The following is a 24287-nucleotide window of genomic DNA, read 5'->3' as shown; positions in this document are numbered from 1 at the left end:
CAAACCAGGTAGGCCTTATCAGGCCTACAAGATGTCGAAATGCTTACTCTTTCTCGGCAATGTACGGATCCTCATAGCCCAGAGCAAGCATAATCTCTGTTTCGAGGGATTCCATTTCTTCCGCTTCATCGTCTTCAATATGGTCGTAGCCGAGTAAATGCAGGCTACCGTGCACCACCATGTGCGCCCAGTGGGCCTCAAGCGGTTTGCCTTGCTCCTGCGCTTCTTTCTCAACCACCTGACGGCAGATGATCAAATCGCCCAGCAGCGGCATCTCAATGCCCGGAGGAGCCTCAAACGGGAAAGAGAGCACGTTGGTGGATTTATCTTTCCCGCGATAGGTCAGGTTCAGGTCGTGGCTTTCCGCGTCATCGACCAGACGAATCGTCACTTCAGACTCTTCCTGAAACTGCGGGATCACCGCATCCAGCCAGCCCTGAAACTGACTTTCTGTTGGCAGACCGGATTCGTCTTCACATGCCAGCTGTAAATCGAGGATAACCTGACTCATTTTTGTTCCTGCTCCTGAGCTTCGCGCTTGCGTTCTGCAGCCTGCTCGGCTTTGCGTTTCTGTTCTGCTTCTTCCCAGGCTTCATACGCCGTGACGATACGGGCAACCACCGGGTGGCGCACCACGTCTTCGCTATGGAAGAAATTAAAACTAATTTCGTCGACTTCAGCCAACACTTCAATGGCATGACGCAGACCGGATTTGGTGCTACGCGGCAGGTCAATCTGGGTGATATCGCCAGTGATGACCGCTTTGGAGTTAAAGCCGATACGGGTCAGGAACATTTTCATCTGTTCGATGGTGGTGTTCTGGCTTTCATCAAGAATGATGAACGCATCGTTCAACGTACGACCGCGCATATAGGCCAGTGGCGCAACTTCAATGACGTTACGCTCAATCAGCTTTTCAACCTTTTCAAAGCCGAGCATTTCGAAAAGCGCGTCATACAGCGGTCGTAAATACGGATCGACTTTCTGGCTGAGATCTCCTGGCAGGAATCCCAGTTTTTCGCCCGCTTCCACTGCCGGACGGGTCAGCAGAATGCGACGGATCTCCTGACGCTCAAGCGCATCAACCGCAGCGGCAACCGCGAGATACGTTTTACCCGTACCCGCAGGGCCAACGCCAAATGTGATGTCGTGGTCGAGGATATTCGCAATGTACTGTGCCTGGTTCGGCGTGCGCGGCTTAATTACTCCACGCTTGGTTTTGATGTTCACCGCTTTGCCAAATTCAGGCACGCTGTCTGCGCTTTGCTCAAGTACTCGCGCTTCTTTGATCGCCAGATGAATTTGTTCAGGCTCGATGTCCTGCGTCTGACCGCGCATTGGGGCGGTATCGACGTACAGGCTACGTAAAATATCTGCCGCAGCGGTGACGCAAATTGGACGACCGGTCAGTTTAAAGTGGTTATCACGGCGGTTAATTTCGATGCCGAGGCGACGTTCCAGCTGTTTGATGTTGTCATCAAATGGGCCGCAAAGGCTCAACAGGCGGGCGTTGTCTGCGGGTTCAAGGGTGATTTCGCGAGTGTCTATGTTCAAACTGTTCCTCTTATGCATGTCTCGCCGGACGCTGAACATTTACCGGCATCTAAGGAAATTATTCACGCCATGGGGGAAAGGCGCAAGCATTGCAGCAAATATGGGGATGATAGGGCAGATTACAAGACCCGCCGGGACAGCGAGCCCAGGATTGTAGGCCCGATAAGTGTAGCGGTATCGGGCCTTTTTTACGTTTTTCAGCAGGATTAAGGCTGATAAATACCGACGCCCAGATCGTTTTCTTTACGGGTACGCGCAATGACCGATTCAGGGGATTCTGCGATACGCAGACCCATTTCATCTTCGGTACGCACCACTTTACCGCGCAGGGAGTTAGTCCAGACATCGGTAATTTCTACGTCTACGAACTTACCGACCATATCCGGGTTGCCTTCAAAGTTCACCACACGGTTATTTTCGGTACGGCCTGACAGTTCCATGATGCTCTTACGCGATGTGCCTTCAACCAGAATGCGCTGGGTCGTGCCGACCATACGGCGGCTCCAGGCCATAGCTTGCTGGTTGATACGCTCCTGTAGAATGTACAGACGCTGTTTCTTCTCTTCTTCCGGTACGTCGTCAACCATATCGGCGGCAGGGGTGCCAGGACGCGCAGAGAAAATAAAGCTGTAGCTCATGTCAAAATTGACGTCAGCAATCAGCTTCATGGTCTGCTCGAAATCCTGCGTGGTTTCACCCGGGAAGCCAACGATGAAGTCGGAGCTAATCTGGATATCCGGACGCGCAGCGCGCAGCTTGCGGATGATCGCTTTGTATTCCAGCGCGGTATGGGTGCGCCCCATCAGGTTCAGTACGCGGTCTGAACCGCTCTGTACCGGCAGATGCAGGAAGCTCACCAGCTCTGGCGTATCGCGATAAACTTCAACGATATCATCGGTGAATTCAATCGGATGGCTGGTGGTGAAGCGGATACGATCAATACCGTCGATCGCTGCGACCAGACGTAACAGATCGGCAAAAGACCCGATCGTGCCGTCGTAGTTCTCACCACGCCAGGCGTTCACGTTTTGCCCCAGCAGGTTCACTTCACGCACGCCTTGGGCTGCAAGCTGGGCGATTTCAAACAGAATATCATCCGCCGGACGGCTGACTTCCTCACCGCGGGTGTAGGGCACCACGCAGTAAGTACAATATTTATTACAACCTTCCATGATGGACACAAACGCGCTTGGACCTTCAGCACGCGGTTCCGGCAGTCGGTCGAACTTTTCGATCTCCGGGAAACTGATATCAACCACCGGGCTACGGGTCGTGCTTCCACGCACTTTGTTGATCATTTCCGGCAGGCGGTGCAGAGTTTGCGGCCCAAAAATAATATCGACGTAATGCGCGCGCTGGCGAATATGATCGCCTTCCTGAGACGCAACACAGCCACCGACCCCAATGATGAGCTTGGGGTTTTTCTCTTTTAACAGTTTCCAGCGGCCCAGTTGATGGAACACTTTTTCCTGAGCCTTCTCACGGATTGAGCAGGTATTCAGCAGCAGCACATCCGCTTCTTCCGCCACGTCAGTCAGTTGATACCCATGAGTGGCATCCAGCAGATCGGCCATCTTCGATGAATCGTATTCGTTCATCTGACAGCCCCAGGTTTTAATATGGAGTTTTTTGGTCATCGACTTGCTCTTGCGAAATTGTGGCTGAAATGCAGGGCGCATAGTGTACTGCTTTGGCGCGGTTGTGACCAGTATGACGGATGTCAGCCTCAAGGGGTAAAAAATCCTGTAAACTTACACAATACATGTAACTGGATAATTGACCATGACAAATCAACCAACGGAAATTGCCATTGTCGGCGGGGGGATGGTCGGCGGCGCGCTGGCGCTTGGACTGGCGCAGCATGGATTTACGGTAACGGTCATTGAGCATGCCGTTCCCGCGCCGTTTGTGGCTGACGGACAGCCTGATGTCAGAATTTCTGCCATAAGTTCCGCATCGGTGTCGTTGCTAAAAGGGCTGGGCGTCTGGGATACGGTGCAGGGGATGCGCAGCCATCCTTATCGTCGACTGGAAACGTGGGAGTGGGAAAATGCCCATGTGATGTTTGATGCCGCCGAGCTTAAGCTGCCTCTGTTGGGCTATATGGTGGAAAACACGGTCCTGCAACAGGCGCTCTGGCAGGCGCTGGAAGCTCACCCCAAAGTCACGCTGCGCGTACCGACGTCCCTGATTTCTTTGCATCAACATAACGATCGACATGAGCTTGAGCTGGCAGGCGGCGAAACCATTAGCGCGAAGCTGGTCATCGGCGCCGATGGTGCCAACTCTCAGGTGCGAAAAATGGCCGGGATTGGTATCCATGCCTGGCAGTACGCGCAGTCCTGTATGTTGATAACCGTGCAATGCGAAAATTCACCGGGAGACAGCACCTGGCAGCAATTTACGCCTGACGGCCCGCGCGCGTTTTTACCGCTGTTTGATAACTGGGCCTCGTTGGTGTGGTACGACTCACCGGCTCGCATCCGCCAATTGCAAGCGCTGAATATGCCGCAATTGCAGACGGAGATTGCTAAACATTTTCCATCGCGACTCGGTAAGGTGATGCCAGTGGCTGCGGGGGCGTTCCCGCTTACGCGTCGTCATGCGCTGCAATATGTGCAACCGGGGCTGGCGCTGGTAGGTGATGCCGCGCATACCATTCATCCGCTGGCGGGGCAGGGCGTTAATCTGGGCTTTCGTGATGTTGATGCGTTGATTGATGTGCTGGTGAACGCGCGCAGCTACGGTGAATCCTGGGCCAGTCAGCCGGTGCTCAAGCGCTATCAGAATCGCCGTATGACTGACAATTTCATCATGCAAAGCGGTATGGATCTGTTCTATGCCGGATTCAGCAATAACCTGCAGCCGCTGCGCATCATGCGTAATCTCGGGCTCATGGCCGCAGAGCGCGCTGGCGTACTGAAACGTCAGGCACTGAAGTATGCGTTAGGATTGTAATTCAGGCAGGCCTACGGGGAAAATACGTAGGCCTGATAAGCGGAGCGCCATCAGGCGATAAATGCAGAAAAGCAAAAAGCTCGCCGAAGCGAGCTTTTTTAATATGGCTGGGGTACGAGGATTCGAACCTCGGAATGCTGGTATCAGAAACCAGAGCCTTACCGCTTGGCGATACCCCAACGGGTGCACCCACAGAGTGGACGACTTTTTGAAATTGGCTGGGGTACGAGGATTCGAACCTCGGAATGCTGGTATCAGAAACCAGAGCCTTACCGCTTGGCGATACCCCAACAATTTTTTGGATTTACCGAACGAGTCGATACGTCCTTAATATGGTGGCTACGACGGGATTCGAACCTGTGACCCCATCATTATGAGTGATGTGCTCTAACCAGCTGAGCTACGTAGCCAAATACTAACATTTTCTTCGATGGCTGGGGTACCTGGATTCGAACCAGGGAATGCCGGTATCAAAAACCGGTGCCTTACCGCTTGGCGATACCCCAATGACCGTTGCGGTGAACCGCTATATCGAAGAAAAAATGGCTGGGGTACCTGGATTCGAACCAGGGAATGCCGGTATCAAAAACCGGTGCCTTACCGCTTGGCGATACCCCATCCGTGCAACGCTTACGGGTGAATGGTGCGGGAGGCGAGACTTGAACTCGCACACCTTGCGGCGCCAGAACCTAAATCTGGTGCGTCTACCAATTTCGCCACTCCCGCAAAAAAGATGGTGGCTACGACGGGATTCGAACCTGTGACCCCATCATTATGAGTGATGTGCTCTAACCAGCTGAGCTACGTAGCCATCTTTTTTTCGCGTAACCTTATCGGCGTTGCGGGGCGCATTATGCGTATTGAGCCTTGAAGCGTCAACCCCTTTTTCATTGAAAATAGCTGGAATGTGACTGTTTGGTTAGGTTGCGAACAGCATGACGCAATATTCGGCAATTATTAGTTATTAATTGTTTTTTTGCACAGAAAACAAACATAAAAAAAGAGCCCCGCAGGGCTCTTATCTAAGGATTAACTTATTTATAAGCGGACTGGTGTACGCCAACGGCACGGCCAGATGGATCGTTCATGGTTTTAAACGCCTCATCCCATTCGATCGCCTTGGCAGAAGAACAGGCAACCGACGGCCCGCCAGGCACGCATTCGGCAGCGCTTGCTACCGGGAACAACTCTTCGAAAATCTCACGGTACAAATACGCTTCTTTTGACGATGGCGTGTTGTACGGGAAACGGAAGCTGGCGGTTTCCAGTTGTTGGTCTGAAACTTGTTCTGCAGCCACCTCTTTCAGCGTGTCAATCCAGCTGTAACCGACACCGTCAGAGAACTGCTCTTTCTGACGCCATGCGACGCTTGCCGGCAGGTAGGACTCAAAACATTCGCGCAGAACGTGTTTTTCCATTTTGCCGTTGCCGCACATTTTGTCCTGCGGGTTGATGCGCATCGCCACATCAAGGAATTTCTTATCCAGGAAGGGCACGCGAGCTTCTACACCCCAGGCCGACATGGCTTTGTTGGCACGGGCGCAGTCGAACATATGCAGCGCTTGCAGCTTGCGCACGGTTTCTTCGTGCAGTTCTTTTGCATCTGGCGCTTTGTGGAAATAGAGATAGCCGCCAAACACTTCGTCCGAACCTTCACCCGACAACACCATTTTAATACCCATCGCTTTAATTTTACGCGACATTAAGTACATTGGCGTCGAGGCGCGAATCGTCGTGACATCGTAAGTTTCGATGTGGTAAATCACGTCGCGGATCGCATCCAGACCTTCCTGCACGGTGAAGTGGATCTCATGGTGCACGGTCCCCAGATGGTTCGCCACCTCTTGCGCAGCTTTCAGATCCGGAGCGCCTTCCAGGCCGACGGCGAAGGAGTGCAGCTGTGGCCACCAGGCTTCGCTACGTTCCTGATCTTCAACACGGCGTGCCGCGTATTTTTTAGTTATCGCGGAAATGACAGATGAATCCAGACCACCGGACAACAGAACTCCATAAGGAACATCTGACATCAGGTGACTTTTCACCGCATCTTCCAGCGCCTGGCGCAGCTCGTTTTTATCGGTAACGTTGTCTTTGACGGCATCGTATTCAAACCAGTCGCGCTGGTAGTACTGACGAATTTCACCGTCTTTACTCCACAAATAGCTACCGGCCGGGAATTCTTTGATTGTGCGGCAGACAGGAACCAGCGCTTTCATCTCAGACGCAACGTAGAAGTTACCGTGCTCGTCGTAACCCATATACAGCGGGATGATCCCGATATGATCTCGACCGATCAGGTAGGCGTCCTGCTCGCTGTCGTACAGGGCAAAAGCGAACATCCCTTGCAGGTCATCGAGGAACGCGGGTCCTTTTTCCTGATACAGCGCGAGGATAACTTCGCAGTCGGAACCGGTCTGGAACTGGTAGCGATCGCCGTATTCAGCACGCAGCGTCTGGTGGTTATAAATTTCACCGTTAACCGCCAGGATATGTGTCTTCTTCACGTTGTACAGCGGCTGAGCACCGGCATTGACGTCGACGATGGACAGACGTTCGTGCGCCAGAATGGCGTTATCACAGGCGTAAATACCTGACCAGTCCGGGCCGCGGTGGCGCATCAGACGAGACAGTTCCAGGGCTTTTTTACGCAGTTCAACTGCGTCAGTTTTAATATCGAATACGCCAAAAATAGAACACATAACCTTCTCCGTTAACCTGTTGCGTGATGCTTTTTATGTTTGCTTGATAAAGAAAATGCCGCAAAGCTGGAGAGGGCGCAAGCGAATTACGGGTCAGAAAATAAAAAACGCAATGGTCATTGTGGATTGATGAAAAAAGATTATGTAATGAGCGCTATTATTGATGAATCAGCAGTGAAATGGTGATTTTGTTGAATGTATGTATTTTTCAGGCCGGATAACTTGCAGATGTTGTTATCCGGCTAAAGAGATTAAATGACGTCTATTTCAGCAACGGACGGGTAAATCCAGCTTGGTCTGAACGGCATGTTGTCAATATCATCAAGCTTGGAAACGCCAGACAGTACCAGGATAGTTTCCAGACCCGCCTGAAAACCTGCCAGAATATCGGTACGCAGGTTGTCACCAACGATAACGGTTTCTTCCGAGTGCGCCTGCATTTTGTTGAGCGCCGCGCGAATAATCCACGGGCTGGGTTTGCCGACATAAAACGGTTTACGGCCTGAGATCTTCTCAATACCGGCACAGAGTGCTCCACAGGCGGGATAAAAGCCGCGACCGTGGGTATCCGGGTTAGTGGCGATAAAACGAGCGCCGTTGGCGACAAAATACGCCGCTTTATGCATCATGTCCCAGTTATAGGAACGTGTCTCGCCAACAATCACAAAATCGGGGTTCACGTCGGTAATGGTAAATCCAGCTTTATACAGTTCATGTATTAACGCGCCTTCACCCACCACGTAGGCCTTTTTTCCTTCCTGGCGACGAAGAAAATCAGCGGTAGCCATCGCGGAAGTATAAAAGACGCTATCAGGGACATTCACACCCGCGGTGGCGAAGCGGTTTGCCAGATCTTGCCCGGTCTGCGAAGGGTAGTTAGTCAGCAGGACTAACGGCAGGCCTTTTTCCAGGATCCCAGTCAGAAATTCTGCCGCACCCGGTACAGCAACATTGTCGTGCATCAGCACGCCGTCGATATCACAAATTACATTCTTAATGGCCATGGACAATCCGACATTAAAAAAAGAAGGCATTACTATACACAAAATACACTACATCATTCGAGTTGCATCAAGGCGGCAAGTCTGCGAACCCCTGGAGCTTACTGAAGTAAGTGACCGGGGTGAGCAGATGCAGCTAACGCAGAGGCAGCTCGAAGGATGACGTGTATTAGTTTTCCAGCAAACGTTGCAGCAGTGTGCCGTTGAGCATTGCGCGCTTCACCAGCGCAAAGGCGCCAATGGCGGAGCGGTGATCCAGCGTGGACCGAACCACCGGTAAATTATGGCGAAACGCCTTTAACGCCTGCGTGTTGATACAGCTTTCTATTGCAGGCAGCAGCACCTTATCCGCCTCGGTAATTTCGCCCGCAATGACGATTTTTTGCGGGTTAAACAGGTTGATGGCAATGGCGATAGTTTTACCCAGGTGGCGACCAACGTGCTCAATAACTTCTGCTGCCAGATTATCGCCTTTATTTGCTGCCTTACAGATGGCTTTGATGCTGCAATCATCCAGCGTGAGTCGACTTGGATAACCCTGCTTCAGTAAGTTTTGCACGCGATGTTCAATAGAAGCATTGGCGGCAATGGTTTCCAGGCAGCCGAAATTACCGCAGTGACAGCGCTCACCCAGCGGCTCTACCTGAATATGACCAATCTCGCCGACGTTGCCATTGCGACCGATGAAAATTCGGCCGTTGGAGATGATACCCGCGCCGGTTCCGCGGTGCACTCGCACCAAAATGGAGTCTTCGCAATCCTGGCTTGCCCCGAAATAGTGCTCAGCCAGCGCAAGGCTGCGAATATCATGACCAACAAAGCAGGTGACTTTGAAGCGTTTTTCGAGCGCTTCGACCAGTCCCCAGTTTTCGACCTGAATGTGTGGCATATAGCGGATGACGCCGCTTTCAGGATCGACAAGGCCTGGCAGGATGACAGAAATTGCGATCAGCTCACGGATTTTCCGCTGGCAGCTCTCAATAAAGATGGCAATGGTGTTGAGCAGCGCATATTCCAGCGTTTCCTGGGTGCGCTCCGGGAGGGGGTAATGCTCTTCGGCGACAACTTTACTGCTCATATCATAGAGCGTGAGCGTTGTGTCGTGGCGACCCAGTCGTACGCCAATGGCGTGGAAATTGCGGGTTTCTGTGACGATAGAGATAGCGCGGCGGCCCCCGGTGGAGGCCTGCTGATCGACTTCTTTGATCAGCCCGCGTTCGATCAACTGACGCGTAATTTTGGTTACGCTGGCGGGGGCAAGCTGGCTTTGCTCGGCAATTTGAATTCGCGAGATTGGCCCATGCTGGTCAATCAGGCGATAAACCGCCGCGCTGTTAAGCTGTTTTACGAGATCAACATTACCTATTTGAGCTTGTCCGCCTGGTGTCATTCTTTCTCTTACTCAGTATCGACCTCGTTGCCATTAACGATGGTCTTGATAATTTTAAAGTCGTGCGTGAACGCAGTCAGGTTGGCTACTTTGCCTGGCGCGATGCTGCCGAGTTGTTTGTCGACGCCGATGGCGCGAGCAGGGTAGAGCGTTGCCATGCGTAAGACTTCGTCGAGGGCGATATTTGCATGCTCGACCAGATTGCGTACGCCTTCAATCATGGTTAATGATGAACCGCTCAACGTGCCGTTCTCATCAACACACAGTCCATTGCGGTAGTATATTGTTTTACCAGCGAAAATGAACTGTTCAATGTTTGCACCTGCTGGCGCGGTCGCGTCAGTAACCAGGCACAGCTTGTCGCCTTTCAGGCGCTTAGCATTACGAATGTTAACGTAGTCAACGTGCAGGCCATCGGCGATGATACCGCAGTAGATATCGGCTTCATCCAAAATAGCGCCCGCCAGACCGGGTTCGCGGCCGGTAATGTACGGCATCGCGTTGAACAGGTGCGTTGCAAAGGTAATACCTGCACGGAATCCGATTTTTGCTTCTTTTACCGTTGCATTGGAATGACCCGCAGAAACCACGATACCCGCATTCACCAGTTTGGTGATGACCTCTACCGGGACCATTTCTGGTGCCAGTGTGACTTTGGTGATCACATCCGCATTATCGCACAGGAAATCAACCAGTGCAGCGTCCGGCTGACGGACAAATCCCGGATTATGGGTGCCTTTTTTAACAAGATTCAGCCACGGGCCTTCAAGATGAAGTCCTAATGCCTGATTCGGGTGTTTCGCCAGGTATTCACGCATCACGCGAACACCTTGTTTCATCAGGTCATCGCTGGTGGTGATAAGCGTTGGCAAATAGTTGGTGCAGCCAGATTTTTCATTGGCTTTTTGCATGATTTCCAGCGTTTCAACGGTTACGGCTTCTGCCGTATCGTTAAACTGCACGCCACCGCAGCCGTTCAGCTGTACATCAATAAAACCGGGGGAAACAATGGCCCCATTCAGTGAGCGCTGTTCAATCCCTGACGGTAATTCAGCCAGTGGGCAAACGCTGTCGATCAGGCCATTGGCGACAACAATCGCATGGTCATCAAGAATTTCGTGACCGGTAAAGATCCGGCCCTGGGTTAAAGCATACATTCCGACCCCCGATTTCAAAAAATGCCGCCCTGCAACTTATCGACAGGGCGGAGACATCAATTACAGACCTTTAATATTTTCCGCTTCTAACTCGTTGAAGTATTTCAGCGTCTTCACTTTCAGTTCCATGGTGGAAGGCTCATCGCAGACCACAACGGCTTTTGGATGCAACTGCAGGCAGCTGATGGTCCACATGTGGTTAACGTTGCCTTCAACGGCGGCTTGCAGCGCCTGTGCTTTCTGGTGGCCCAGAACCAGGATCATCACTTCTTCAGCATCCAGCAGGGTGCCCACGCCAACGGTCAGCGCATATTTAGGTACCTGGCTTACGTCGCCGTCAAAGAAGCGTGAGTTAGCAACACGTGTGTCGTGAGTCAGCGTTTTGATGCGGGTACGGGAAGCCAAAGAGGAAGCTGGCTCGTTGAACGCGATGTGACCATCGTTGCCTACACCGCCCATAAACAGGTGGATTTTACCGTAAGAACGGATTTTTTCTTCATACTGACGGCATTCTGCATCAATATCCGGCGCGTTACCATTGAGGAGGTTGATGTTTTCTGCTGGAATATCAACGTGATCAAAGAAATTGCGGTGCATAAAGCTGTGGTAGCTTTCCGGATGCTCTTTCGGCAGGCCAACATATTCGTCCATGTTGAACGTAACAACATGCTTGAAGCTCACCTGGCCCGCTTTGTGCATTTCAACCAATGCTTTATAAGCTGTCAGCGGAGTACCGCCAGTCGGCAGGCCCAGAACGAACGGACGATCTGCCGTTGGTTTGAACGCGTTAATACGGTTAACGATATGGCGAGCAGCCCATTTGCCGACTTGTTCAGCGGTATTCAGGGGGATCAGTCTCATTCTTCACCTCAAAAGTAAAAGTAAGCAGTTGGCGGATTGAGTCTCTGTGCAGTAATAAGCGTAACCTGGTTTTGCATCGGTAAGGATCAATCCGTTTCGATTTTTTGAATGATAAAATAAGTTTTCGTAGTTAGCCAGTGAAAGGGAGGGTTAATAACGATATTTGGTGACTGGAATCACAAAAAACACGCGTTTAATTTGCGATACGAATTAATTTTTCACACACTCTGAATGTAGATGAATGGTTAATATCGTTGTTCCAGAATCTTGCTGTCAGGAATGGTCGCACAATAAAAATATGGCTTCAAAGAAGCCTAATCGGGGTCTCGTAGGGGGAATAAAATGAATATTTTAGGTTTTTTCCAGCGGCTGGGTAGGGCGTTACAGCTCCCCATCGCTGTGCTGCCAGTCGCGGCACTGCTGCTGCGATTCGGCCAACCAGATTTACTTAACGTACCCTTCATCGCGCAAGCGGGTGGGGCCATCTTTGATAACCTCGCGTTAATTTTTGCGATCGGTGTTGCTTCCAGCTGGTCAAAAGACAGCGCAGGTGCAGCAGCGCTGGCAGGTGCGGTCGGTTATTTCATATTGACCAAAGCAATGGTTACCATTAACCCTGCAATCAATATGGGCGTGCTGGCTGGTATCATCACCGGTCTGGTCGGCGGTGCTGTGTATAACCGCTGGTCTGGTATCAAACTGCCTGACTTCCTGAGCTTCTTTGGCGGCAAACGCTTTGTGCCGATCGCCACTGGCTTCTTCTGTCTGGTGCTGGCTGCTATCTTCGGTTACGTATGGCCGCCGGTGCAGAACGCCATCCATGCGGGTGGTGAGTGGATCGTGGGCGCTGGCGCGCTGGGTTCCGGTATCTTTGGTTTCATCAACCGTCTGCTGATCCCAACCGGTCTGCATCAGGTGCTGAACACCATCGCCTGGTTCCAGATTGGCGAATTTACTAATGCTGCAGGTACCGTATTCCACGGTGACATCAACCGCTTCTACGCGGGTGACGGCACTGCGGGTATGTTCATGTCTGGCTTCTTCCCAATCATGATGTTTGGTCTGCCGGGTGCGGCGCTGGCGATGTACTTCGCGGCTCCGAAAGCACGTCGTCCGATGGTTGGCGGTATGCTGCTGTCCGTTGCGATCACCGCGTTCCTGACCGGTGTTACCGAGCCGCTGGAATTCCTGTTCATGTTCCTGGCTCCACTGCTGTACCTCCTGCACGCACTGTTAACCGGTATTAGCCTGTTCGTTGCAACACTGCTGGGGATCCACGCAGGCTTCTCCTTCTCCGCAGGTGCTATCGACTACGTGTTGATGTACAACCTGCCAGCAGCAAGTAAGAACGTCTGGATGCTGGTGGTGATGGGTCTGGTGTTCTTCGTTATCTACTTTGTGCTGTTCAGCGCGGTTATTCGTATGTTTAACCTGAAAACGCCGGGCCGCGAAGATAAAGAAGATGATATCGTTACTGAAGAAGCCAACAGCAACACTGAAGAAGGTTTGGCTCAACTGGCAACCAACTACATTGCAGCGGTTGGCGGTACTGATAACCTGAAAGCGATTGATGCCTGTATCACTCGTCTGCGTCTGACCGTTGCCGACTCCGGTCGCGTAAACGATGCGATGTGTAAGCGTTTAGGTGCATCTGGAGTAGTTAAGCTGAACAAGCAAACTATCCAGGTCATCGTGGGTGCGAAAGCCGAATCCATCGGCGACGAAATGAAGAAAGTTGTCGCGCGTGGTCCGGTGGCAGCAGCATCTGGTGAAAGTGCGCCAGCAGCAGCGGCCCCAGTAGCAAAACCGCAGGCTGTAGCGAATGCAGTCACCGTTGAAGCGCTGGTTTCTCCGATTACTGGTGACGTAGTTGCGCTGGAACAGGTTCCTGATGAAGCCTTCGCCAGCAAAGCAGTAGGCGACGGCGTGGCAGTGAAACCAACGGATAAAATCGTGGTTGCTCCGGCTGCGGGCACCATCGTGAAAATCTTCAACACTAACCATGCGTTCTGCCTGGAAACTGTTAAAGGCGCGGAAATCGTGGTCCATATGGGCATCGATACCGTAGCGCTGGAAGGCAAAGGCTTTAAGCGTCTGGTTGAAGAAGGTGCGGAAGTTACTGCAGGCCAACCGATTCTGGAAATGGATCTGGAGTTCCTGAACGCTAACGCACGTTCGATGATAAGCCCGGTTGTGTGCAGCAACAGCGATGATTTCGGCGCTCTGGTTATTAAAGCCGAAGGTCATGTGGTTGCCGGTCAAACACCACTGTATGAGATTAAAGGTAAATAACTGCTCCTGAGTAAAGTGAGTTAAGTGCCTTAAGCGGCGGGGGATATTCCTCCGCCGCTTTTTTTTGCAGCAAATGCCCTCATATATCCTGTTGAAACACCTTTTTTGTGCAACTAATAGTTGTCTCCTGACGTCGCTTATAAGATCATACTCCGTTATACGTTGTTTACGCTTTGAGGAATCCACGATGAGTGAGGCTGAAGCCCGCCCGAGTAACTTTATTCGTCAGATCATCGATGAAGATCTGGCCAGTGGTAAGCACACCACTATCCATACCCGTTTTCCGCCGGAGCCAAATGGCTATCTGCACATTGGCCACGCGAAATCCATTTGTCTGAACTTTGGCATTGCGCAAGATTACCAGGGCCAGTGCAACCTGCGTTTTGATGATACGAACCCGGTTAAAGAAGATATCGAGTACGTTGAGTCGATTAAAAACGACGTTGAATGGTTAGGTTTCCACTGGACTGGCGACATTCGCTACTCTTCGGATTACTTCGATCAGCTTCACGCCTATGCAGTAGAGCTTATTAATAAAGGCCTGGCGTACGTTGACGAACTGTCAGCGGACGAAATCCGCGAATACCGCGGCACGCTGACTCAGCCTGGCAAAAATAGCCCGTACCGCGATCGTAGCGTCGAAGAGAACCTGGCGCTGTTCGAAAAAATGCGTGCCGGTGGCTTTGAAGAAGGTAAAGCGTGCCTGCGTGCGAAAATCGACATGGCGTCGCCGTTTATCGTGATGCGCGATCCGGTGCTGTACCGTATTAAGTTCGCCGAACACCACCAGACCGGCAACAAGTGGTGCATCTACCCGATGTACGACTTTACCCACTGCATCAGCGATGCGCTGGAAGGCATTACGCATTCCCTGTGTACCCTGGAGTTTCAGGATAACCGTCGTCTGTACGACTGGGTGCTGGACAACATCACCATTCCGGTTCATCCGCGACAGTACGAATTCTCGCGCCTGAATCTGGAATATACCGTGATGTCCAAGCGCAAGCTGAACCTGCTGGTGACCGACAAGCACGTTGAAGGCTGGGACGATCCGCGTATGCCGACGATTTCTGGCCTGCGTCGTCGCGGTTATACCGCTGCCGCGATCCGTGAGTTCTGCAAACGCATTGGCGTGACCAAGCAAGACAACACCATTGAGATCGCTTCTCTGGAATCCTGTATCCGCGAAGATCTGAACGAAAACGCCCCGCGCGCGATGGCGGTTATCGATCCGGTTAAACTGGTTATCGAAAACTATCCGCAGGGCGAAAGCGAATTGGTCACCATGCCTAACCATCCGAACAAACCGGAAATGGGCAGCCGCGAAGTGCCATTTAGCGGTGAAATTTGGATCGATCGCGCAGACTTCCGTGAAGAAGCGAACAAGCAGTACAAGCGTCTGGTGATGGGCAAAGAAGTACGTCTGCGCAATGCTTATGTGATCAAGGCCGAACGTGTTGAGAAAGATGCGGAAGGGAATATCACCACCATTTTCTGCACCTACGATGCCGACACCCTGAGCAAAGACCCGGCCGATGGTCGTAAAGTCAAAGGCGTTATTCACTGGGTGAGCGCGTCCCATGCACTGCCGATTGAAATCCGCTTGTACGATCGTCTGTTTAGCGTGCCAAATCCAGGCGCGGCGGAAGACTTCCTGTCCGTTATTAACCCGGAATCGCTGGTCATTAAGCAGGGTTACGGTGAGCCGTCGCTGAAGGCAGCGGTTGCAGGTAAAGCGTTCCAGTTTGAGCGTGAAGGTTACTTCTGCCTGGACAGTCGTTATGCAACGGCTGACAAGCTGGTGTTTAACCGTACCGTTGGTCTACGTGACACGTGGGCTAAAGCGGGCGAATAAGCCGCAACACATCCTCTCTAAACGCCGCTTCATGCGGCGTTTTTTTTCGCAAAAAAACCGTGCTCCAGGCTCCGTTTGCGGAGCGAATTAATTACATGTCCGTAATAATGGACTGGGCGAATGTTTTTACGTTTAAATAACTTACCTCAATATGAAATGGGCTGAAACCGATTTCATCTCCATGGAAAACAAGCGATTTTTTCATTTTTTCAACGCTTTTTTATCTTCCGATGAAAATGTAACAGAAAGCAATCAAATATGTGCGGTTGCTCATACTATTACATACTCGTTACAGAAAGAGATTGATAATTCGCGTCGCGAAAAATAGTCTATTCATTGTAGTCACTGAGGTTTTCTTAGCGCTACTTTTTTATTTTTTGTTTTTTCGCTGTCCGCTTTTGTCGGCAGCATTTTATACGTCAAAGAGGATTAACATATGCGTACGTTTAGTGGCAAACGTAGTACGCTGGCGCTGGCTATCGCCGGTATCACAGCAATGTCGGGTTTTGTTGTCGCTCCGCAGGCACACGCCGAAGGTTTCATTGATGACTCAACCTTAACCGGCGGCATCTATTACTGGCAGCGTGAGCGTGACCGTAAAGATGTGACCGATCATGACAAATACAAAACCAACCTTTCTCACTCCACCTGGAACGCTAACCTCGACTTCCAGTCCGGTTATGCGGCCGATATGTTTGGTATTGATATCGCAGCATTTACCGCTATTGAAATGAACGAAAGTAGCGAAAGCGGCCATCCAAACGAAATCGCATTCTCTTCCAAAAATAAAGGCTATGACGAGGATTACTCCGGCGATAAGAGCGGGATTAGCCTTTATAAAGCAGCAGCTAAATTTAAATACGGCCCAACCTGGGCGCGCGCCGGTTACATTCAACCAACCGGGCAGACTCTGCTGGCACCGCACTGGAGTTTTATGCCAGGTACCTATCAGGGAGCTGAAGCCGGTGCCAACTTCGATTACGGTGATGCTGGCGCACTGAGTTTCTCCTATATGTGGGCTAACGAATATAAAGCACCGTGGCACACCGAAGTCGATAAATTCTATCAAGCTGATAAAAAGACCAGCGTTGATTACCTGCACTCAATTGGCGCGAAATATGACTTCAAAAATAACCTGTTGCTGGAAGCGGCATTTGGTCAGTCTGAAGGTTACGTCGATCAGTACTTCGCAAAAGCCAGCTACAAATTCGATTTAGGCGGTAACCCATTTACCACCAGCTACCAGTTCTACGGTGCACGCGACAAGGTTGATGATCGTACCGTGAACGATATTTATGATGGCACTGCCTGGTTGCAGGCGTTGACCTTTGGCTACAAAGTGGCAGAAGTCGTTGACCTTCGTCTGGAAGGGACCTGGGTTAAAGCGGACGGCCAGCAGGGTTACTTCCTGCAGCGTATGACCCCAACCTACGCCTCTTCAAACGGTCGTCTGGATGTCTGGTGGGATAACCGTTCTGACTTCAACGCCAACGGTGAAAAGGCAGTCTTTTTCGGCGCAATGTATGACCTGAAGAACTGGAATCTGCCGGGCTGGGCGGTAGGCGCGTCCTACGTTTACGCATGGGATGCTAAGCCATCAACCTGGCAGCTCAACCCGGATGCGTACTACGACAAAAACCGGACTATCGAAGAATCTTCTTACAGCCTGGATGCGGTCTACACCCTGCAGGAAGGTCGTGCGAAGGGCACCATGTTTAAGCTGCACTTCACTCAGTACGACAACCATTCAGACATTCCGAGCTGGGGCGGTGGCTACGGCAACATGTTCCAGGATGAGCGCGACGTGAAGTTCATCGTTATTGCTCCGTTCACCATCTTCTAATGCCAACAGCGGCAGGCCGGGTGCCTGCCGCATCGTTGAGGAAAGTGCTATGAAAAAACTGATACTCATCGCCGTTATGGCATCAGGGCTGGTGGCGTGTGCGCAATCTCCTGCGCCGAAAGAGGACAGCCGTCTGAAAGAAGCCTACAGCGCGTGTATTAATACCGCGCAGGGATCGCCGGAGAAAATTGAAGCCTGCCAAAGCGTGTTGAATGTGCTGAAGAAAGAAAAACAGCACCAACAGTTTGCCAATGAAGAAAGCGTACGCGTGCTGGATTATCAGCAGTGTATCCAGGCCACGCGCACGGGTAACGGTCAGTCCGTCAATGCTGATTGTGACAAGGTCTGGCAGGAAATACGCAGTAAGAATACTGCGCAGTAAATCGAAAAATGAAAATACAACGGGCGGAGAATTCTCCGCCCGATTTGATTGTGCTGTGCAATTAGCCAAGAATGTTTAAGTATGCCCCCAGTATTGAAACCACAATGATGCCAATGAGGATGCGGGAAATTTGGATATTCTTACCTAACAGATAGTACATGACGCCAAATGCCCCCATGGGTAACAGACATGGCATAATATCGTTCAAGATTTTCTGCAACGGTACGGCATAATCGCCTTCGCCAATCACAAAAGGGACGTTCAACGAGACCATGGTGGCCGTCATCCCTCCTATCACCATTAGCCCCAAAATAGCGGCCCCATAGGTGATTTTTTGCATCATTCCTGATTCTTCCATTTTTTTAAAGAAATCAGCGCCCAATCGGTATCCACCCATTAAGCAGAAGTAGCGGATGAAGTAGTGCGGAACGTTAAATACTAACAGGAACAATAATGGGCCCAGGATGTTACCGCTGGAGGCAAGTGAAATACCCAGACCTGCGGCGATAATACGCAAAGTACCCCAGAAGAAAGAGTCGCCAATGCCAGCTAAAGGGCCCATCAGTGAGGCTTTCACGGCATTTATTGAACTGGCATCAAAGTCATCGTCAAGCATGCGACGTTCTTCCATAGCGGAAGTAATCCCTAACGGTAATGTCGACAGATGGGGTGTGGTATTAAAAAACTCTAAATGTCTGACCAACGCATCAGAGATCTCCTGGTCTGTTTTGCACGTTTTTCGGATGATGGGAACCATGGAAAAGGTGTAGCCCATATGCATCATACGTTCATAGTTCCAAGAGGACTCCATGGTCAATGAGCGAAAATAGACGCTCCATAGGTCTCGCCGGGTAATTTTGGCATCAGAATTCGTTGTCATCGATGACCTCTTGTTTTTTGGCTTCGTTATTGACGAGTACGATGGCGAGGAACAGGCCAAACAGGGCGATCCCGACCAGAGGCAGCTTTAAATAGGCCGCCAGTAAAAAACCAAAGAAAAAATAGGGGAACACTTTTTTGTTGATGATCATTCTCGCCAACATGGCGAAGCCCAGTGCTGGTAGGATTCCCGTCGCTATTGTCATTCCCGTCATAATATCTTTAGGGATTGCTTCAAGGATGGCATTGACTACCGGGGTGCCAACATAAAATGCAAATCCTACCAGAATGGCGAACGGTACCGAGCAGGCGAGGGTCGAGTAAATATGCATCCGTACCACGCCATTAATATTGGCATTTAATGCATGTTTGTCTGCCCGGCGACAAAATATCGGTAAGACAAAAATATAAACGGCGTTCTGTAACACCAATACCAGCGTGGCGATAGGCACCGCGAGGGCGACGGCGGTTGCTACATTCTGCCCGGAGGCAATTGCAAATGCTGTGCCTAAAATCCCTCCGGATGTCACGTCAGGCGGATTGGATGCACCTATTTGAAACGCACCAAGCAGGACGAGTTCGATTGCCGAACCAATAATGATGCCATTGGTAAGATCGCCCATAATCAGCCCTACCAACGGCCCCATAACGATAGGTCGCCGGAGCATGGCGGTGCCAAAGATGGAGTCCAGGTAACCTACACAGGACAAGCCACCTAATAAAAAAGATTGCATTAATAAACTCATATCCATTACCTCATCCAAGTAAGGCGATAGCTTTTAAGCGGGTATCATTTGGAACTTGTCTAATCTCAAGTTCTACACCTTTTTTATCCAGCGCTTTTAATTGTGCTACATCCTGCTCGGTAATAAATATTGCTTTAGAGATTTGACGGGTTCCTGGAGCAGATTTAATCCCCCCGAGGTTTATGCTGGTTATTTTATCGTATTCTATAGCCAGTGCATGGGCATCATTAATTGAGGCGACAACAATAAAGAGGTTGTATTTTTCTGTTGCACCGCTTTGTAATGCTTTAATGGAATCGTGGATATTTTTTATGACCAGCTTAACGTTATTGGGCCTGGCCAGACGCATGGCGGTCATTTTTAGTTCATCATTAATGATGTCATCATTTGCAATGAGAATGCAGTCGGCCTGTAGCGCTGCAGTCCAGGCAAATGCCACCTGTCCATGTAGTAAGCGATGGTCAACACGTAATAATTTAATCATTTTTGTTTTACCTTTTTCATTAACTGCGAAACATGCTCGGCGCAAACATTACCGGTGTCTTTATAGGTATCTTTAAAATAACTGCCAACAACTGCACCTGCGCCAAGTGCCAACTGATCCTGACAATTATCAAGGGTAATTCCTGCGCCGATAATTAAAGGAAAATCACCAATAATTGCCTTGAATTCACGAATTTTATTTTCATCTGTTTCCTGCCCGGTAGCATCACCGGTAACCACAATCGCATCGCAGCGTTGCATGCCCAGCATCAAATCCTCCTCCAGGCTACGCCCAGAGCGATAGGGTTGGTATTTGAAACGTACGCCACCGAAAATGGCAACCGAGGACTCCTGACGGTGTTCTTCAAGGAACTGGGCAAATATGAGATCTTCTTCGGGAGGTAAGTGTCCGGCGACAGAATCTAATTGGATGAAACTGGCATTATATTTTTTTGCCAGCTCAAATCCTTTGCGATCATCATCCAGCAAATTCACACCGTAGATAATGTCTATACGATTACTATCAAGATAATGTAGAACACTTTCTACTTGTTCTGGTGTGCCAAAATAGTTTTCAACAATAACTGCATCAACATCATTTTCCTGATAAATTCGAATTTCTTTCTTAGCATTTTCAAGAACATCATGATCGCCTTCACCTTTCAGATGCAGCATGGCAAGGATGAATTTATTATTGCCGAATAACGTTTCAACTTTATTTTTCATGGGCGCTCCTGATATTAAAAATCTTCTGTTTTATGGTTTCTGGTTAATAGGATATCGTTGCAGTACTGAATGGTTTCTTTTGATTCAAGAACGGCAGTTCTAATCAACTCTTTGGTATCAACGGTATCCGGACTCTCCAGTATCAACGCAATCAGTAACGGTAAATTAAGTCCGGTGATTAAATGCAAGCGCGGGTCTTCAAGATAAGTAATAAATTCGTTGGTGACACTTCCCTTTGAGATATCAGTAATCACAATCGCATCATCCTGACTGTCTAAAGACGCCAGAAATTTTTGTACGCTGACTTTTATATCAGGAACGTCCTCGGTATAGGCGCAAAGTGTAGAGATATCTTCATTTTTACCAACGACCATTTCCAGTGAATCTCTGATTCCATCAGCGAATCTGCCATGACTGGCGAACAAAAACTTACGCATACAGCTCCATTCTCCGCATTAAGTGACGATACCTACGCTTGTCGTAATAAATGATAAGCCTGAGTATCAAATAGCAGGAATCATGCCAGCTAATGTCAAAGCTGAGAGGGAATGGAGAAGGTTATTGTATTAATTAATTGATTTTTAAGGCTAATTTGATTTTATGATGTCGTAAATATAGCCTATTTCGCTAAAGGGAATTGTGACACTATAAGTGTCTTCTATGACACTAAAGGCATCCTGGATCATGCATAGTGTTTCTTTATCGTTCTGGCTAAAGGTATCTTGCGAGGAGTAAGTTTCGATTGGGATCTGACGAATTAATCGCTCCAACATGCAACTCACATGCACATAGAGATTGATCTTCGTTTCATTGGTTAAGCGTTTTTTCAGTAATCTTTCCAGTGTGCAGAGACAAATATCCAGATGTTCGAGAATTTTTCCTGTGTCCAGAATCGTTAACTGAGCAATTACGCGTTTCAACGAAAAATTATGCACCAAGCGGTCGTTGATAGTCTGGATCATTTCAGCATCAGCGATTCCCTGGAATACTGTATCCAAACGGACATCACCCCGCCCACTGATCAGGTCATCTAATGAGATATAAGGAATAAAGGGAATTTCCGGATTGACTGTGCCGACTACGGCAATGATGTTATAGAACTGAAAAAGCGACTGACGAGAGGACTCTGAAAGCAGTAGCTGATGATCGTAGGCAATCACATCAACACCGGCTTCTTTAGGGATACTGTCTTCCAACAATGACTGTACGCGCTGCGCTGTACCCATCCCGGTATAGCAGCAGGTAATGATGACAGGGCGTTTGGCTTGCTCTGAATAGATTATTTTACTGTCATTCTTTTGATACGAGGTAACATTTTCAACAATGTTTTCCAGTGAGGCATTGTCCAGCAATAACTCACCAACATGCAGAGCCATTGCGGTGGATACGTTGTTAATAATGGCGACCGGGAAATGGATACTTTTATTAAATTCGGAGTAAATATCCGTCAATGACCCCATATCCACCAGGATAACCAGTCCGTTGGACATGTCATTATCGTTTATGTACTGCAGAATATTACTGGCAATGTCTTTGATCGCCGTATCAATAGGCATATCGAAAGAGGCAAAAATAGTGTCACCTAGCATCCGGTTGACCACATTGGCGATACTGCTGGCTGTTGCGTAGCCATGCGCTAGAATGACGGCTTTCGTTCTTGGGGAAACCGTCACCATTTTCATGCTTTTCAAATACAGTGTAAAAAATACCTCATCCTCTAACGCAATGGTGAGATCAAACTGTTGTTCAAACTGCGCGGATAACTTACCTGCAATAGATTGCTCCTCAGCCAGATGCTGACTCAAATAATGTTGCAGATTTTTGAGCATTTTTTTCTGTGCTGGGGTAGGTTCGTTGCCTTGTCTCTTTTTAGTGAATAAATACCATGCCAGACCGTACAGGCGGTTGCCATTGAACTGTACGGCATGTTTATCTTCTATCTGTTGAACAATATCCTGAATGGCACTGAGGTTCGAATAAATGGCTGAGTGAACGTTTTTAGTTTTCGGATCAAATATGATTTTATCAAACAGCGTATCGATTTCACGAGACACGGTGGATAGCAGTGTACCCTCACTCTGTTGTTGAAACAGCTCTAAAATGTTATCCCAAAAGTCGCTGATAAATTGGCTCAGGGGTGTTGCTGGGAGGGATAATTGTTGCAGGGTGGTTGTCGGCGTAAAAACAACCGGGTCACCCGACACCGCATGTTTAGTCTTCGCCGCGTGTAAAGCGATGCTCTCGGGTAAATCGTCTAAATGCAAAGAAAGTGTCTGTCCCGGCTGAGATTTTGCGAATCTTCCGGCGCTCAGACAGGTGATCGTATTTTTTAGCTCGCCAACATTTCCAGGGTAAACGTGGTGTTTTAAAACACTATTTACTTGAGATGACAGTTTTATATTCCGGCCAAGTAGTTTGGCTTCCTCAAGGAAGAAAGCATAAATGAACTGGATTTTTTCAGCTTCACCTCTTTCTTCCAATGAAGGAATTGCAATATTCAATGGGATCCGGCGGATAAAGGTATCCAGGAAATACTCTTGAGGTGACACAGTGGTGGCAAAAATAAGCCTGACCTGAGCGCTGTTTTCCTTTTCACTTTCACCCATCCGCCGAAAACGCCCGGTATCCATAAAGGTGAACAACTTTTCCTGGCTTTCTGCATTTAGGCGATGGATTTCATCAAGAAACAGTACCCCGCCATTGGCTTTTTGTAATAAACCTTCGGTGGTTTTATCCGCACCGGTGAACGCACCTTTGACATAGCCAAACAGGTGGCTCGATAACAGCTCCGGGTTGTTGGCATACTGTGCACAGTTAAAGGCAATAAATGGCGCTGCTGGCGGCAGAATTTGCTTCTCAACTGCGCGTTTCCAGGACAACTGCGCCAACATGCTCTTACCGCTGCCTGTCGGACCGTACAGCATTACCGACAGGCCATGCGGCGGATAACAGATAGCTGTATTCAGTTTTTCGATCACCGGGATCAGACTACCATTAGCACCGATTAACTCTGCGAATGTATTTTCTTGTTTATATTGATGATTTTTTAACTCGATAAGACTGGAAAATACGGACTGATGGACAGGGAAAAAGTGTTCTTCAAAGACGGCTCTATGCAAAAAATAGACAGGGCGAGTGTTGAGTTTGATGACTACATTATCATCAATTAACTGATTGAGGTAATGGCTGATGGTATTACGTTTTACATTGAAGCGTTCCGCCATGGTCTGGGCTGTGTGAAAGTCGTCCAGCGAGTCAAAAGAAAAATAACGGGTCTCTTCTGCCAAAAACGCAAAGATTTTATCTTTTAACACCGCGAGCCTCTTGCCTGTTCCGCCCTGGATCTGATGTCCAGTACATTTGAAGAAGTAATAAAAAATAATATTGCGGGACATCATGCCTCATTTAACAGGTAAAGAGTCATCATGCTACAACGATTATTATTTGATTTAGCCGCGGGG

19 protein-coding genes and 7 tRNA genes are annotated in these 24287 nt (G+C 49.5%); 5 read left to right on the top strand and 21 right to left on the bottom strand.

All coding sequences use genetic code 11. The features are described from left to right. Positions 1-43 precede the first annotated feature (43 nt). The 3 genes from ybeY to miaB form a co-directional block, all read right to left on the bottom strand. Positions 44-511, bottom strand: a complete 468-nt coding sequence (gene ybeY, locus SK38_RS10775) for an rRNA maturation RNase YbeY (protein ID WP_003831323.1) — start codon at positions 509-511, stop codon at positions 44-46. Next, entirely contained in the window at positions 508-1554 is a 1047-nt protein-coding gene (locus tag SK38_RS10770; protein WP_003022776.1) for a PhoH family protein, read from the bottom strand. Before SK38_RS10770 ends, ybeY begins: the two co-directional genes overlap by 4 nt. A gap of 206 nt (positions 1555-1760) precedes the next feature. Beyond that, the gene (gene miaB, locus SK38_RS10765) at positions 1761-3191 is read right to left on the bottom strand and encodes a tRNA (N6-isopentenyl adenosine(37)-C2)-methylthiotransferase MiaB (RefSeq protein WP_003831327.1); all 1431 of its coding nucleotides are present in this window, start codon (positions 3189-3191) and stop codon (positions 1761-1763) included. Between the two features lie 145 nt (positions 3192-3336). On the opposite strand from miaB, the gene ubiF reads away from it, so the two are divergent. Further along, positions 3337-4512 carry a 3-demethoxyubiquinol 3-hydroxylase gene (gene ubiF / locus SK38_RS10760; protein WP_048235884.1) on the top strand — a complete coding sequence of 392 codons (1176 nt, stop codon included), beginning with the start codon at positions 3337-3339 and terminating at the stop codon, positions 4510-4512. A 104-nt stretch (positions 4513-4616) separates the two neighbouring features. Here ubiF and SK38_RS10755 read toward each other — a convergent pair. The 12 genes from SK38_RS10755 to nagB form a co-directional block, all read right to left on the bottom strand. Then, a tRNA-Gln gene (locus SK38_RS10755) sits at positions 4617-4691 on the bottom strand. A 36-nt stretch (positions 4692-4727) separates the two neighbouring features. Next, positions 4728-4802, bottom strand: a tRNA-Gln gene (locus tag SK38_RS10750). 43 nt (positions 4803-4845) lie between these two features. Then, positions 4846-4922, bottom strand: a tRNA-Met gene (locus tag SK38_RS10745). 21 nt (positions 4923-4943) lie between these two features. After that, positions 4944-5018, bottom strand: a tRNA-Gln gene (locus SK38_RS10740). Between the two features lie 37 nt (positions 5019-5055). Beyond that, positions 5056-5130: transfer RNA gene (locus tag SK38_RS10735), tRNA-Gln, on the bottom strand. A 23-nt stretch (positions 5131-5153) separates the two neighbouring features. After that, positions 5154-5238, bottom strand: a tRNA-Leu gene (locus SK38_RS10730). A gap of 8 nt (positions 5239-5246) precedes the next feature. Beyond that, a tRNA-Met gene (locus tag SK38_RS10725) sits at positions 5247-5323 on the bottom strand. A gap of 223 nt (positions 5324-5546) precedes the next feature. Further along, positions 5547-7211 (bottom strand): asparagine synthase B, encoded by a 1665-nt coding sequence (asnB, locus tag SK38_RS10720; protein WP_008784099.1) that lies wholly within the window; start codon positions 7209-7211, stop codon positions 5547-5549. A 251-nt stretch (positions 7212-7462) separates the two neighbouring features. Next, positions 7463-8215, bottom strand: coding sequence for a ribonucleotide monophosphatase NagD (gene nagD / locus SK38_RS10715; RefSeq protein WP_003022792.1), 753 nt, complete (start codon positions 8213-8215; stop codon positions 7463-7465). Between the two features lie 166 nt (positions 8216-8381). Next, the gene (gene nagC / locus SK38_RS10710) at positions 8382-9602 is read right to left on the bottom strand and encodes a DNA-binding transcriptional regulator NagC (protein ID WP_048235883.1); all 1221 of its coding nucleotides are present in this window, start codon (positions 9600-9602) and stop codon (positions 8382-8384) included. A gap of 8 nt (positions 9603-9610) precedes the next feature. Then, on the bottom strand, positions 9611-10759 hold the full coding sequence (gene nagA, locus SK38_RS10705) for an N-acetylglucosamine-6-phosphate deacetylase (RefSeq protein ID WP_048235882.1): 1149 nt from the start codon (positions 10757-10759) through the stop codon (positions 9611-9613). A 60-nt stretch (positions 10760-10819) separates the two neighbouring features. Continuing rightward, complete coding sequence (nagB, locus tag SK38_RS10700; protein WP_003022803.1) at positions 10820-11620, bottom strand: glucosamine-6-phosphate deaminase; 801 nt, start codon at positions 11618-11620, stop codon at positions 10820-10822. 342 nt (positions 11621-11962) lie between these two features. Between nagB and nagE the strand changes: the two genes are divergently transcribed. The 4 genes from nagE to chiQ all read left to right on the top strand — a co-directional run bounded on the left by nagE (position 11963) and on the right by chiQ (position 17992). Further along, a complete protein-coding gene (gene nagE / locus SK38_RS10695) occupies positions 11963-13912 on the top strand; it encodes a PTS N-acetyl glucosamine transporter subunit IIABC (protein WP_048235881.1) in 1950 nt (649 codons plus the stop codon). A 187-nt stretch (positions 13913-14099) separates the two neighbouring features. Continuing rightward, on the top strand, positions 14100-15767 hold the full coding sequence (gene glnS / locus SK38_RS10690) for a glutamine--tRNA ligase (protein WP_048226099.1): 1668 nt from the start codon (positions 14100-14102) through the stop codon (positions 15765-15767). A 436-nt stretch (positions 15768-16203) separates the two neighbouring features. Then, positions 16204-17610, top strand: a complete 1407-nt coding sequence (gene chiP / locus SK38_RS10685; RefSeq protein ID WP_048235880.1) for a chitoporin ChiP — start codon at positions 16204-16206, stop codon at positions 17608-17610. A 49-nt stretch (positions 17611-17659) separates the two neighbouring features. Continuing rightward, complete coding sequence (gene chiQ / locus SK38_RS10680; protein WP_008784106.1) at positions 17660-17992, top strand: ChiQ/YbfN family lipoprotein; 333 nt, start codon at positions 17660-17662, stop codon at positions 17990-17992. 61 nt (positions 17993-18053) lie between these two features. Here the strand turns inward: chiQ and SK38_RS10675 are convergent, their stop codons facing one another. The 6 genes from SK38_RS10675 to SK38_RS10650 all read right to left on the bottom strand — a co-directional run bounded on the left by SK38_RS10675 (position 18054) and on the right by SK38_RS10650 (position 24224). Continuing rightward, positions 18054-18872, bottom strand: coding sequence for a PTS system mannose/fructose/sorbose family transporter subunit IID (locus tag SK38_RS10675; RefSeq protein ID WP_048235879.1), 819 nt, complete (start codon positions 18870-18872; stop codon positions 18054-18056). Beyond that, positions 18856-19617: a PTS mannose/fructose/sorbose/N-acetylgalactosamine transporter subunit IIC gene (locus SK38_RS10670; RefSeq protein ID WP_048235878.1), complete on the bottom strand. Its 762-nt coding sequence runs from the start codon at positions 19615-19617 to the stop codon at positions 18856-18858. The genes SK38_RS10675 and SK38_RS10670 overlap by 17 nt, the downstream gene beginning before the upstream one ends. 10 nt (positions 19618-19627) lie before the next feature. Further along, positions 19628-20101, bottom strand: coding sequence for a PTS sugar transporter subunit IIB (locus tag SK38_RS10665; protein ID WP_048235877.1), 474 nt, complete (start codon positions 20099-20101; stop codon positions 19628-19630). Next, the gene (locus tag SK38_RS10660) at positions 20098-20826 is read right to left on the bottom strand and encodes a BtpA/SgcQ family protein (protein WP_048235876.1); all 729 of its coding nucleotides are present in this window, start codon (positions 20824-20826) and stop codon (positions 20098-20100) included. Before SK38_RS10660 ends, SK38_RS10665 begins: the two co-directional genes overlap by 4 nt. Before the next feature lie 14 nt (positions 20827-20840). Then, positions 20841-21263: a PTS sugar transporter subunit IIA gene (locus SK38_RS10655; RefSeq protein WP_048235875.1), complete on the bottom strand. Its 423-nt coding sequence runs from the start codon at positions 21261-21263 to the stop codon at positions 20841-20843. 150 nt (positions 21264-21413) lie between these two features. Next, positions 21414-24224, bottom strand: a complete 2811-nt coding sequence (locus SK38_RS10650; RefSeq protein ID WP_082196952.1) for a sigma-54-dependent transcriptional regulator — start codon at positions 24222-24224, stop codon at positions 21414-21416. Positions 24225-24287 lie beyond the last annotated feature (63 nt).

This window comes from Citrobacter sp. MGH110 (genome assembly GCF_001037515.1).
In the GTDB taxonomy this organism is placed as follows: Bacteria; Pseudomonadota; Gammaproteobacteria; order Enterobacterales; family Enterobacteriaceae; genus Citrobacter; species Citrobacter portucalensis.
The sequence above is the reverse complement of the archived record's forward strand: the minus strand, read 5'-3'. Positions and strand labels throughout refer to the sequence as shown.